The sequence below is a fragment of the Rothia nasimurium genome, from assembly GCF_014217215.1.
Taxonomy (GTDB): Bacteria; Actinomycetota; Actinomycetes; order Actinomycetales; family Micrococcaceae; genus Rothia; species Rothia avistercoris.
Window position 1 is genome coordinate 1,611,053 of record NZ_CP056080.1, and the last position, 12,496, is coordinate 1,623,548.

Sequence of the window (12,496 nt, forward strand, 5' to 3'; positions counted from 1 at the left end):
AGACCTGAATGACTACTGTGGCCAGACAAGATCCGGCTGATAAGGCCAAGATTGATGCGATTGAAAAGAAGCTGCTTGCTAACCCTGAAATCGCGAAACTGATTGATGACCTAGGCACGTCGACGACGGATGCCAACGACCTATAGGACGCTGAGCCAGCACGTTGCAAATCGCTACTAGCGGATTTTCGGTAGCATGTGGAAATTCAATGATTATTTGTTCGGTGGTGTCTCGCGATGGACAAGGTGATGCAGGCTCACAGCGAAGCTGCTGGCTCGGGGCTGGCGTGAATCACCCTTGTGAGCGCCAGCGAACCGGGTGAGAGGGTCGGCAGCGAGCGTGAGCCTGCATCACCTTCCGAACAAGTTTCGATAAGACAGCTCAAGGAGCCTTAAAGGGCAACCTTGATTTCGGCTGCGCTCGGCGTCCGCGCGGGCTCCAGTTTAGTACCCCCATTAAAGTGCAAGTGCCGCTGCAAAAAGCAACGGCACTTGTACTTTTCCGATGGCAACGACCTTACAGGGTAGCCTTGATTTCGGCTGCGCTCGCCGTCGGTGAGCCCACCTCGACCAGGCCAAGCTCGGTCACCACCAGTAGGGTGGGGTATTGGTTCACGCCCAGCCCCAGCACCTGCTGTTGCTCGGCAGCGGCGCGGGCAGCATCATTCGAGTCCATGACAGTTGACCCTTCCACCAGCATAGCCTCGTAGCCCTGCCCAAATTCCACCCCGGTCAGGGCCGAAATACGCGAGTTCGCGCATGCTACTTCCCTTCTTATCCCGAGTCTGTTCTTACTGACCCTGGGCAGCAGCTTCGTCGGCAGAGGTGACAGTGAAACGGGTTCCGATGTAGGCAGGGTTTTCGATTTCGTCAATGGCGGCTACAGCAAAGTCCTGGGTTGAGACGAACATGCCGGCGGGTACGTCCAACTCGGTGCGGTAGTCACCGGTGCGAGCGCCGGGGGCGATCATGGGTGAGGGGGCCAGGACGGTCCACTTCAGGTCGGTAGCTGCACGGTAGTCACCCAGAATCTCAGCAAAGGTCTTGGCTTCGGTCAGGTATTCTTCAGGGAAGTCTGGGGTCTCCAGCAGCAGGCCCTCGCCCGCGTTGAGGGAACCGGCACCGCCGACGATGAGGAAGCGGCCAGTGGGGGCTGCTGCGATGAGGGCGCGGTGGGCGGCGATGGCGGCTGAGTAGTCGTCGCGGCTAGCAACGGAAATGACGGTTGCCTCAGAAGAGTTGATGACCTCTACAAGAGCCTCGGTGTTGGCCAGGTCTAGGGCCAGGGTGCCGGCTGAGCCGCTGCGGGTGTAGCTGGTTACCTGGTGGCCGCGGTTCTGTGCTTCTGCAACGATTGCTGAGCCAACCATGCCTGCTGCGCCGATCACTGAGATGTTCATGGGGGTTCTCCTGAAGAGTTGGTTTTCTGTATCGAACAGTTCTATAGTATTTTTTAGAAATCAATTACCTCAAGGTAACCATTAGAAGATTTTTAAAAAAACTTTCAGAAAGGCCCACTGTGGCATCATCGACCCAGGTCAGCGCGGACGTCCTCCCCGCCTCCCAGCCGGCAGCAGAGCAGCTGCCCGCCAACGTCCTCGACCAGAACTGCCCCTCGCGCACCGTGCTGCGCCACCTCACGGACCGGTGGACTCCCCTGATTGTCACCGTGCTGGCAGACGGTGAGCCGGTACGCTTCAAGGACCTCAAAAGCACCATCCAGGGGGTATCCCCCAAAGTACTGACCGAAACCCTGCGCTCCATGGAACGCGACGGGCTGCTGACCCGCCACATTACCGCCAGTGTGCCCCCGCGCGTGGACTACCAGCTCACCGACCTGGGACTGACCACAGTTGAGCCGCTCACCGCCGTCCGCCTCTGGGCAGAAACCCACCTGGAAGAGGTACAGGCCAACCGCGAGCGCTACGACGCCGCCCAGACTCTCTAAAAACACCCTTTCAAAAGAAAGTGCCGCCCGATTCCGAGTGCAGGAGTCTTGCTCCCCCGCTCGACATCAGGCGGCACATTCGGTGCTTCTTAGATGCCTAGAGGTCCAGGCAGGCCGGGCCCAACAGCACCTTGAGGTCGCCAAAGAGGGCCGGGTTGGGGTTGACCCGCAGGTCTGCACCTAGCCGGATCAGCAGGCGCTTGGTGCGGGTAGTCATCGCGATGCGTACCTCGGATTCACCCTTGTGATTCCGCAAAATATCGCGCAGCTGGCCCAGGGTCTCCTCTGTCGCCTTGTACTCGGGGATGGCGATAGTGACCGGGCCGCCGGTGCCGTCCGCTGAAATCTCGGGGATATTCAGTTCCTGGGCACTCAGGGTCACCGACCCGTCATCACGGCGCTGCAGGCGGCCCTTGATGGTACAAATCAGGTCTTCGGCCAGCACACCGGCAATCGGCTCATAGGCGCGGCCAAAGAACATGACCTCGATAGAACCGGTGCGGTCTTCCATCTCGATACGGGCGTAGGGGTTGCCCGAGTTCTTCGCGATACGGCGGGAGACGCTGGTGATCATGCCCGCAACGGTCACAATTGCGCCGTCCGGCTTGACCGAGTCCTCAGAGACCAGCCCCTGAATCGTGGAATCTGACAGCGCATCAAGGGCATCTTCGAGACCGCGCAGGGGGTGGTCAGAGACGTAGAGCCCCAGCATTTCGCGCTCAAAGTTGAGCTTATCGCGCTTCTCCCACTCGGGGACGTCCGGAATCTGTACCGCCAGCTCGTTCGCCGGGTTATCATCGTCCAGCCCCAGACCGCCAAAGAGGTCGAACTGGCCGGCAGCCTCCTGACGCTTGACCGAGACGGTCGCATCGATGGCCTCTTCGTGGATCATGGAAAGCGGACGCCGGTCGTGCCCCAGCGAGTCAAAGGCACCGGCCTTGATGAGGGAGTCCACGGTGCGCTTGTTACAGACGACAATCGGCACCTTGGCCAGGAAGTCGTTGAAGTTCTCGTAGCGGCCCTTTTCTTCGCGGGCATCGACCATGGCAGAAACCACGTTGGCGCCCACGTTACGGATAGCGCCCATGCCGAAGCGGATATCGTCGCCCACAGGGGTGAAGTTCAGGGCAGACTCGTTCACATCGGGCGGCAGTACCGTAATCTTCATGTGGCGGCACTCGTTCAAGTAGAGGGCGAGCTTGTCCTTGTCATCACCCACCGAGGTCAACAGTGCTGCCATGTACTCCTGGGGGTAGTGAGCCTTCAGGTAGGCCGTCCAGTAAGAGACCAGACCGTAAGCCGCCGTGTGGGCCTTGTTAAAGGCGTAGTCAGAGAAGGGCAGCAGAATATCCCACAGGGCCTTTACCGCCCCTTCGGAGTAGCCGTTATCGAGCATGCCCTGGTGGAAGGTGGCATACTGCTTATCCAGTTCCTCTTTCTTCTTCTTACCCATAGCGCGACGCAAAATATCTGCCTCACCCAGGGAGTAGTTAGCGACCTTCTGGGCAATCGCCATAACCTGCTCCTGATACACGATCAGGCCGTAGGTGGTATCGAGAATCTCTGCCAGGGGCTCTTCGAGCTCCGGGTGGATGGGGGTGACCTCCTGCAGACCGTTCTTACGCAGGGCGTAATTGGTGTGGGAGTTCGCGCCCATGGGGCCGGGGCGGTAGAGCGCCAAGACCGCCGAAATGTGCTCAAAGTGGTCAGGCTGCATGAGCTTGAGCAGCTGGCGCATGGGTCCACCATCGAGCTGGAAGACGCCCAGGGTGTCACCGCGCGCCAGGAGCTTATAGGACTCGGCATCATCCAGTTCCAGGGTTTCAAGATCCAGGTCTTCACCGCGGTTGAGCTTAATGTTCTCAATCGCATCCGAGATGATGGTCAGGTTACGCAGGCCCAAGAAGTCCATCTTAATCAGCCCCAGCCCTTCACAGGTGGGGTAATCGAACTGGGTGATAACCTGGCCGTCCTGCTCACGGCGCATGATGGGGATAACGTCAATCAGGTCGTGGCTTGACATGATGACGCCCGCCGCGTGCACGCCCCACTGGCGCTTCAGACCTTCGATACCTTTCGCGGTCTCAAACACCTTCGAGGCATCGGCATCAGATTCGATGAGGTCGCGCAGCTCCTGGGCATCGTTATAGCGCTTATCCTCGGGGTTGTAGACGTTGGCCAGGGCAATGTTCTTGCCCATGACGTCCTCGGGCATGGCCTTGGTCAGGCGCTCGCCGGTGGAGAAGGGGTAGCCCAGCACACGGGAGGAGTCCTTGAGGGCCTGCTTAGCTTTGATGGTGCCGTAGGTGACGATCATTGCCACCTTATCTTCGCCGTACTTCTCGGTCACATAGTGAATCACTTCAGAACGGCGGCGATCATCGAAGTCCACGTCGAAGTCGGGCATAGAGACGCGGTCGGGGTTGAGGAAGCGTTCGAAGATCAGGTCGTGTTCCAGCGGGTTCAGGTCGGTAATACGCATGGCATAGGCGACCATGGAACCTGCACCCGAGCCACGACCCGGGCCCACACGGATACCGTTCTCCTTGGCCCAGTTGATAAAGTCAGCAACCACCAGGAAGTAGCCGGGGAAGCCCATCTGCGAAATGATGCCCACCTCGTACTCGGCCTGTTTGCGCACTTCATCGGGCACACCCTTGGGGAAGCGGTAGTGCAGGCCGCGCTCAACCTCTTTGACGAACCAGGATTCCTCGTTTTCGCCCTCGGGTACGGGGAAGTTGGGCATGTAGTTGGCCTTGGTATTGAACTCCACGGAGCAGCGCTCGGCGATTTCCATGGTGTTGTTGCAGGCCTCGGGGTAGTCGCGGAAGAGTTCGCGCATCTCAGCCGGCGACTTGAGGTAGAAGTTATCGGCGTCGAATTTGAAGCGCTTGGGGTCCTGCAGGGTGGAGCCTGACTGCACGCACAGCAGCGCGGCGTGGGCCTTGGCGTCCTCTGCATGGGTGTAGTGCAGGTCGTTGGTGGCAACTAGGGGAAGCTTCAGTTCTTTGGCCAGCTTGAGCAGGTCGGCCATGACGTTCTTCTCGATATCAAGCCCGTGGTCCATGAGCTCGCAGTAGAAGTTTTCCTTGCCGAAGATATCGCGGAAGTCGCTGGCTGCCTGCATTGCCTCCTTGTACTGGCCCAGGCGCAGACGGGTCTGCACCTCACCCGAGGGGCAGCCGGTGGTGGCGATCAGACCCTTACCGTAGGTCTGGAGTAGCTCCCGGTCCATACGCGGCTTATAGAAGTGGCCTTCAAGAGAGGCCAGAGAGGACGCCCGGAACAGGTTATGCATGCCCTGGGTGTTCTCTGCCCACATGGTCATATGGGTATAAGCACCACCGCCGGAGACGTCATCGCGCCCGCCCTCACCAAATTTCACGCGGGTGCGGTCCTGGCGGGCGGTACCCGGGGTCAGGTAGGCCTCCACACCAATAATGGGTTTAACCCCGGCGTTGTTGGCCTTGTTCCAGAAATCGAAGGCACCAAAGAGGAAGCCGTGGTCGGTAGTTGCCAGGGCGTTCATGCCCAGCTGCTTCGAGTGCTCAAAGAGGTCGGTTAGACGGGCAGCACCATCGAGCATGGAGTACTCGGTGTGCACGTGTAGATGAGTGAAGTCGGTGTTAGCCATGCAGGTTGCGTCCTTAGCGTCGGGCTCTAGAAGTTGCCCTCACGCAGGGTATCGAGAGCGTACTGAAGGTCAGGGGTGTAGGGGCTTTCGAACTCCACCTGCTCGCCGCTGGTGGGGTGGGTGAAGCCCAGCCGGTGGGCATGCAGCCACTGGCGGGTAAGGCCCAGATGCGCGCTCATAGTGGGGTCTGCACCGTAGGTCAGATCGCCCGCGCAGGGGTGGCGCAGGGCAGAGAAATGCACACGAATCTGGTGGGTGCGGCCGGTTTCAAGGTGCACCTCAACCAAGGACGCCGGCCCAAAGGCTTCGAGTACCTCATAGTGGGTGATAGCCGGCTTGCCGTCCTCGTTGACCGCGAACTTCCACTCGCTGCCGGGGTGGCGGCCGATGGGGGCATCAATAGTACCCTTGAGCGGGTCGGGTAGCCCCTGCACCAGGGTGTGGTAGACCTTGGTGACAGTACGGTCCTTGAAGGCGTTCTTCATCACCGAGTAGGCTCGCTCGTTCTTGGTCACAACCATCAGCCCCGAGGTGCCTACGTCTAAGCGGTGTACAATACCCTGACGCTCAGCAGCACCGCTGGTGGCGATCTCAATCCCTGCGTGCTTCAGCGCCCCGACAACCGTAGGGCCGTGCCAGCCCATCGACGGGTGGGCAGCAACACCGGTGGGCTTATCGACCACCACGATGTCGTCATCCTGGTAGACAATCGAAAAACCGTCAACCTGCTCAGCCTCAATCTGCGTTAGATCACGCGGCGGGGTACCGGCGGCCTGCACGGTCATTCCCTCAAGCAGTTTGGATGAGGCCTTAGCCTTCACTCCCCTGCCCTTGGCATCGAGAAGCTGAACCTCGCCGTCCTTAACCCAGCTACTCACCGTTGTGCGCGACTGGCCGCTCAGCTCAGCGAGCAGGGCATCAAGCCGGGTACCGGCCTGGTCGGCTCCTACCACAAATGTCAGTTCAATCTTCTGAGACACTAGACCCCCACCTCGTTCTTCTTTGCCTTATCGGCTCGTACTTCACGCTGACCGTCCATGCGGTAGCCCAGAAAAGTCAGCACAACAATCGCCGCCATTGATACACAGATTGCTGCATCGGCAATATTAAAAATCGCAAAATTAGGTACAGAAATATAATCGACCACGTGCCCGATGCCGAAGCCAGGTTCACGGAAGAGGCGGTCGTGCAGGTTACCCACAATGCCCCCTGCCAGAGTCGCCAGCAAAATAACCCAGGGTAGGGTCTTAGCCCGCACCACCAGGGTCAGCGCCACCAGGGCACCCACCGTTGAAATCAGGGTAAACAGCCAGGTAGACCCCTCACCCATAGAGAAAGCAGCACCCGGATTCAGGTAGTAACGCCACCAGAGCAAGCCTTCGATCACGGTGATGGTCTGCCCCACAGTCATGGTTGTCTCTACCAGATACTTAACCCACTGGTCAGCCCCGTATACCAGCGCAAAGAGGGCCAGGGCCAGCAGAGCCTTAGCCACCCCAGAAATCGTACGAACCGGCACCAAAACAGTGCCCTCCTGCTGGGTATTAGCCACCGTACTCCCTGCCTTCAAACGTCAAAAACTGCACACACCAGCTTATCGCGTTCGGAACCTAGCCGGTACCACAGGTCGATATCTTAAACATCTCAGGCGGCCCCTCGCTCTGAGAGGCCGCCTGAGCAGCTAAGGACTAGTTACACCCTAGATACCAGAACCTAGGAGTTGTTACTAAAAACCCCGTTGCGCTGGCTGAAAGCACCGGACCCCTGGGGCTGGGCAGCAGCTACCGCAGGAGCACCCTCAGCCTTGGGTTCCAGGGCGGGGGTCTCTTCAAGAGTAGTCAGCTGCTTGTTCAGGTAGTCGCGCAGGGAGGTGCGGTACTGGTTCTCGAAGGAACGCAGCTTAGCAACAGAAACCTCGAGATCGCTCTTGGTCTTTTCCAGGTCGCCAAGTACCTGGTTCGACTTCTGTTCAGCTTCAGAAACAAGCTTGGCGGCTTCGTCACGGCCTTCGGTAATCAGGCGCTCGCGCTCGCGCTTACCCTCGAAGACGTAGTCATCGTGAACCTTCTGAGCCATGGCCAGCAGACCGGTGGCGCTCGCGGGTGACAGGGTGGGCTCAGCGGCAGGTGCTGCTGCCGGAGCGGGTGCTGCCGCGGCAGCTCCGGGCTGGGCATCAACCGCAACCTCGGCTTCAGCCGGGGTACCGCTCTGCTGGGCGGGAGCAAGTGAAATCTTAGCCTCAGCCTCTTCAAGCTGACGCTTGAGGCTAGCATTTTCAGCGTTCAGACGGCGTAGCTCAATGACAATCTCGTCAAGGAAATCATCAACCTCTTCAGGGTTGTAGCCTTCCTTGAACTTGGTCGGCTGGAAGCGCTTGTTGATTACTTCCTCAGGCGTGAGTGCCACGATCGTTCCCCTCTATTTTCTAAAAATCTTGATGCTTTGGCCCGGTGGTAACTCGGTGCGCGGTATGTGCTGGAGTCAGGCGCATGAAGCTCGAACTTTCAGCGCGCTAAAAGTTCGGGTAGTCCCCTATTTACTACAACACAAAATTACCTGGCAAAGGGGTACTGCGCAACACTCTAGAGCGATTTATATGTGAGCCACTGGTCACGTCACCACTTGAGGGGACAATTTCCAGCCTACTGACGAGCAGGCTTCCAAAGCCACGGGAAGCACCTCCCCCACAGGCAGGCGTCCGCACCATCAGTACTATACTGAAAGGTTATACGCCAGACTGGTCAGCATAGAATAAGCAAACCAAAGAGCCATGAGCAGAATCATGAACCCCAGGTCCAGAGAGATCCCGCCAAGGTTGATGGGCTTAATCAAACGGCGGGCAGCATTCATGGGCGGGTCAGTTATTGCGTACACCAAAGAGGCAACCACCAAAACCGCACCCTTAGGCCGCCAGTAGCGGGCAAACATCTGCACCCAGTCGAGTACCAGGCGGATCATAAAAATGACAATCAGCAGGTAGGCAACGATAGCCAAGAGAGCAAAAAGATAACCCACTGCTGTTTAGGCCTGGTTGAAGGGGGTGACGTCATCGCTGTCCAGAGCTACCGGAACCTCGGTGCCCTCAGCACCGAGAACCTCAAGGTTAGCTGGGGTCAGCAGGAATACCTTGTCAGTCACGCGCTCGATGTGACCGTTCAGGGCAAAAGCCAGGCCGGCAGAAAAGTCGATGAGACGCTTGGCGTCGGTATCGCCCATGTCGGTGACGTTCATAATCACGGGAATATTCTCGCGGAAGGACTCACCGATAATCTTGGCGTCGTTGTAGGAGCGGGGGTGAATGGTAGTGATACGGCGCAATTCTTCGCTGCTTTCTTCGGAGAAGGAGGGGGTCAGGGCGGTTGAGGTGTAGTTGGTTGTCTGCTGGTGGGTACCGGGGAAGTCCCAGTCGGTGCCGGTGCTTTCGACCTGCTCAAGAAGCTGGTCGTCGGCCTCGGCTGCAGAAACACTACCGGCAGTTGCTTCGGGAGCCGGATGGCTGCGGGTGGCCTCGGGTGAAATACCCAGAAGGACGTCACGGTCGGCAGTGGATGAGATATGGGCACGCCCTTCAGCGGGAGCTAGCTCATCGGGGTAGGTATCGTACTGGTCATCAGCCTCAAAAACAGTCTCTTCATAGATCGTTTCAGGGTGGCGCTGGGGCCGCTCTGTGCGCTGCGCTTCGTCTTCTACCTGGCCCAGGCCCAGGTAGGCCATTGCCTGGTGTAGTGTGCGAGCCATTCTTACCCTCCCTTTGAGTAGCCTTTCCGCCGGTCGACGGGGCTTAAAACCTCTGTTGCTATCAACCTTTTACGGTACCAAAAAGTCGCCTGTCTTTCTCGCAGACAAGCCCAAGGAAAACCTCAGTATTCCCGGTGAATTATGGGCATCTGCCCTTAGCGGGCCGGACGGGATCCCATGATTGAGGAGCCAACCCGCACAGAAGTAGCTCCCCAGCGAATTGCCTCAGCCAGGTCGTGGCTCATACCCGCTGAGATGGTGGTTGCCTCGGGGTAGTGTTCCAATAGCTGCTGGGAGTAGCCGTGCAGTCTCTCAAAGGCGGCTGCGGCGTCCTGGCCCAGCGGGGCAACTGCCATGAGCCCGCCCAGGGTGAGGCCCGGCAGGGAGCTGATGTGGTCGGCAAGGGCCAAAATCTCGGTGGGGTCTACTCCCCCGCGCGCGCCCAGGGCAGCCTGCCCGGCGGTGGCTTCAACAGTGGTATCGAGCCCTACCTGAATAAGGCAGCGCAGACCACCGTGTGCCAATGCTGCCGGAGCGTCAACCTCACCGTTCTCATGGCGGGCCAGACGGTTACTGTAGGCCTTAGAGAGGGCATCGGCAAGCTGGGGGCGGTCAACCGACTGCACCTCGTGCGCATACTGCACCACAGACTTAGCCTTGTTGGTCTGCAGCTGGCCGATAAAGGACCAGCGCAGCGGATCATCGCCGCCCGTGTAGGCGGCCAACTCACGAGCCTTACCAGCGGCCTCCTGGTCGCGGTTCTCGCCCACAGCGCGCACACCCGCATCGTACAGGGCAGCTGCATCTGAAGCCGGGAAAAACTTAGTGACCACAATCAGCTCGGGCAGGGGGGACGAGGCGGTTCGGGCGCCGCTCATATCAGCGGAGGCATCGCGGATACGGGCCTGCACTTCAGACAGGCGCTCGCTCAGTTCTGCACGACGTTCGGGACTGTAGGTCAGAGTCATATTTTCATTCCTTAGAGCGGGCATCTGGGTTACAGGTGGGAGGGGTTGGGCACCTCAGTGGCCAAAGGGCCAGCTTCTACCCAGACCAGGCCAGCTATGCGCCCGGCAGGCTCCTGCTTCTGGGTATGGCCGCGGTGCGAGAAGAGGTGCTCATGTTCAAAGGTACAGGCAGCAAGGTCGCTATGCACGCGGGTCACCTGCGGCAGGGAGGCAAGGACGGCGCGGGCCCCAGCAGGCAGGTCAAGGCCGGGAGTACCCCAGGAGGTAGTGGAATAGACCTGGGGAATCAGCTCAGCAGATTCCTGCCGCATGGCCTCGGGAACCTCGTAGCAGCGTCCGCAGATCGAGGGGCCAATCCATGCCTGAATGTTCTCAGCACCCTTCTGTGCCATGGCCTCAACCTGGCATTGAATCACACCGTCGAGCAGGCCCCGCCGTCCGGCATGGGCCACGCCCAAGACCGGCTGGCCCGTTTGAGCGTGCTCCCCCACAAAGACCAGGGGGATACAGTCAGCCACCATAATGGCCAGGGGCCGACCCTCACGAGAGACGGCGGCATCGGCGACCGGTGCAGTATCACGAATCTCTTGGGGACTAAGACCCTTCTCAGTTTCAGCACCAAGCCGGTCTGAGACATCCGCATCAAAGACCACGGTGCCGTGCACCTGGTTGAGGTAGGTGAAGCCGCAGGACGCCCCTTCCCCCAGCAGCGCGTCTTCAAGGGTCTGCCGGTGAGCCAGGGTCTGGTCAAGGTCATCGCCTACGTGCAGCCCCAGGTTACCGGCAGCAACCGATGTGAAGGCCACGTTGACCCGGGCGCCATTTGCCAGGGTTACTAGCCGGTGGGAGAAAAGAGCGTCAACCATGGGCCTTGCCTACCTTTCGAAAAAGTGCGGGAAATGCTGAAGGGGGTGAAAGCTAGGTCTAGCTTTCACCCCCTCTCGGCCTTTAGACGGCTTGTTGCCGTCTAGAGTGTGGGTCTGAAGTCTTTACTTCAGGAAGTCAGGCACATCGAGGGTGTCACGACGTGCTGACTGGGAGTCCTCAACAACGGGGGGCAGGTCAACGTCGAAGCCGGCGTTGGTGGGAACGTCATTGCCACCCTTGTTCCAGCTGTTACCTGCTGCGGGTGCTGAACCGAAGCCAGCGCCTGACGCGGGAGTTGCTGAAGCGCCACCAAAGTTCTGCTGGGTACGAGCAGCCTGGTTAGCAGCGGGGTTGGTGTTGTTGGAGTTGGTTTCGGGGTTGACCGAGTCAAAGCCTGCGGCAATAACGGTCACGCGAGCCTCGTCACCCAGAGCGTCGTCGATGACGGCACCGAAAATGATGTTGGCGTCGGGGTGGGCAACTTCCTGAACCAGGCGGGCAGCTTCGTTGATTTCGAAGAGGCCCAGGTCTGAACCGCCCTGGATGGAGAGGAGGACGCCGTGAGCACCGTCGATGGATGCTTCCAGCAGGGGTGAGGCGATAGCCAGTTCGGCTGCCTTGACGGCGCGGTCATCACCGGAGGCTGAGCCGATACCCATGAGAGCTGAACCTGCACCCTGCATGACGGACTTGACGTCTGCGAAGTCGAGGTTGATCAGGCCGGGGGTGGTGATCAGGTCGGTGATGCCCTGGACACCGGAGAGCAGAACCTGGTCTGCTGACTTGAAGGCGTCGAGCATGGAGACATTGCGGTCTGAGATGGAGAGCAGTCGATCGTTGGGAATAACGATCAGGGTGTCGACCTCGTCACGCAGGGCGGCGATGCCGGTCTCTGCCTGGTTGGAGCGGCGACGGCCTTCAAAGGTGAAGGGACGGGTAACAACACCGATGGTCAGTGCGCCCAGAGAGCGGGCGATACGGGCAACGACGGGAGCGCCACCGGTACCGGTGCCACCGCCTTCACCTGCGGTCACGAAGACCATGTCGGCACCCTTAAGTACCTCTTCGATTTCCTGTTCGTGGTCTTCTGCTGCCTGGCGTCCAACGTCAGGGTTAGCGCCTGCGCCCAGGCCGCGGGTCAGTTCGCGACCCACGTCGAGCTTGACGTCTGCATCAGACATGAGCAGAGCCTGAGCGTCGGTGTTGATCGCGATGAATTCAACGCCACGCAGACCAACCTCAATCATGCGGTTGACAGCGTTGACGCCACCGCCGCCGATACCGACGACCTTAATGACTGCCAGGTAGTTCTGGGGAGTTGCTGTATCCATGGATTCCCTAC

General features: G+C 59.4%; 13 protein-coding genes. 2 read left to right on the forward strand and 11 right to left on the reverse strand.

Annotation, left to right across the window (positions count from 1 at the left end; translation table 11 throughout):
- Positions 1 to 8: 8 nt before the first annotated feature.
- Positions 9 to 146: a hypothetical protein gene (locus tag HWU94_RS07360; RefSeq protein WP_185174878.1), complete on the forward strand. Its 138-nt coding sequence runs from the start codon at positions 9 to 11 to the stop codon at positions 144 to 146.
- Between the two features lie 370 nt (positions 147 to 516).
- Here HWU94_RS07360 and HWU94_RS07365 read toward each other — a convergent pair whose 3' ends face one another.
- Together HWU94_RS07365 and HWU94_RS07370 are read right to left on the reverse strand one after the other, a co-directional pair.
- A complete protein-coding gene (locus HWU94_RS07365) occupies positions 517 to 693 on the reverse strand; it encodes a hypothetical protein (RefSeq protein ID WP_221625834.1) in 177 nt (58 codons plus the stop codon).
- Positions 694 to 790: 97 nt separating this feature from the next.
- A complete protein-coding gene (locus tag HWU94_RS07370) occupies positions 791 to 1,399 on the reverse strand; it encodes an NAD(P)-dependent oxidoreductase (protein ID WP_185173148.1) in 609 nt (202 codons plus the stop codon).
- A 119-nt stretch (positions 1,400 to 1,518) separates the two neighbouring features.
- Here HWU94_RS07370 and HWU94_RS07375 point away from each other — a divergent pair, with 119 nt between their 5' ends.
- Positions 1,519 to 1,947, forward strand: coding sequence for a helix-turn-helix domain-containing protein (locus HWU94_RS07375; RefSeq protein ID WP_185173149.1), 429 nt, complete (start codon positions 1,519 to 1,521; stop codon positions 1,945 to 1,947).
- Between the two features lie 97 nt (positions 1,948 to 2,044).
- Here the strand turns inward: HWU94_RS07375 and dnaE are convergent, their stop codons facing one another.
- The 9 genes from dnaE to ftsZ all read right to left on the reverse strand — a co-directional run bounded on the left by dnaE (position 2,045) and on the right by ftsZ (position 12,485).
- Positions 2,045 to 5,581: a DNA polymerase III subunit alpha gene (gene dnaE / locus HWU94_RS07380; protein ID WP_185173150.1), complete on the reverse strand. Its 3,537-nt coding sequence runs from the start codon at positions 5,579 to 5,581 to the stop codon at positions 2,045 to 2,047.
- Between the two features lie 26 nt (positions 5,582 to 5,607).
- On the reverse strand, positions 5,608 to 6,561 hold the full coding sequence (locus tag HWU94_RS07385) for an RluA family pseudouridine synthase (RefSeq protein WP_185173151.1): 954 nt from the start codon (positions 6,559 to 6,561) through the stop codon (positions 5,608 to 5,610).
- Positions 6,561 to 7,133, reverse strand: a complete 573-nt coding sequence (gene lspA, locus HWU94_RS07390; RefSeq protein ID WP_244955922.1) for a signal peptidase II — start codon at positions 7,131 to 7,133, stop codon at positions 6,561 to 6,563. Before lspA ends, HWU94_RS07385 begins: the two co-directional genes overlap by 1 nt.
- Before the next feature lie 161 nt (positions 7,134 to 7,294).
- The gene (locus HWU94_RS07395; RefSeq protein ID WP_185173152.1) at positions 7,295 to 7,987 is read right to left on the reverse strand and encodes a DivIVA domain-containing protein; all 693 of its coding nucleotides are present in this window, start codon (positions 7,985 to 7,987) and stop codon (positions 7,295 to 7,297) included.
- 306 nt (positions 7,988 to 8,293) lie between these two features.
- Entirely contained in the window at positions 8,294 to 8,596 is a 303-nt protein-coding gene (locus HWU94_RS07400) for a YggT family protein (protein WP_185173153.1), read from the reverse strand.
- A 6-nt stretch (positions 8,597 to 8,602) separates the two neighbouring features.
- Complete coding sequence (locus tag HWU94_RS07405) at positions 8,603 to 9,319, reverse strand: cell division protein SepF (RefSeq protein WP_244955923.1); 717 nt, start codon at positions 9,317 to 9,319, stop codon at positions 8,603 to 8,605.
- Positions 9,320 to 9,474: 155 nt separating this feature from the next.
- Complete coding sequence (locus tag HWU94_RS07410; RefSeq protein ID WP_244955924.1) at positions 9,475 to 10,287, reverse strand: YggS family pyridoxal phosphate-dependent enzyme; 813 nt, start codon at positions 10,285 to 10,287, stop codon at positions 9,475 to 9,477.
- A gap of 29 nt (positions 10,288 to 10,316) precedes the next feature.
- Complete coding sequence (locus HWU94_RS07415) at positions 10,317 to 11,153, reverse strand: polyphenol oxidase family protein (protein ID WP_185173155.1); 837 nt, start codon at positions 11,151 to 11,153, stop codon at positions 10,317 to 10,319.
- Positions 11,154 to 11,276: 123 nt separating this feature from the next.
- Entirely contained in the window at positions 11,277 to 12,485 is a 1,209-nt protein-coding gene (ftsZ, locus tag HWU94_RS07420; RefSeq protein ID WP_185173156.1) for a cell division protein FtsZ, read from the reverse strand.
- Between the last annotated feature and the right edge of the window lie 11 nt (positions 12,486 to 12,496).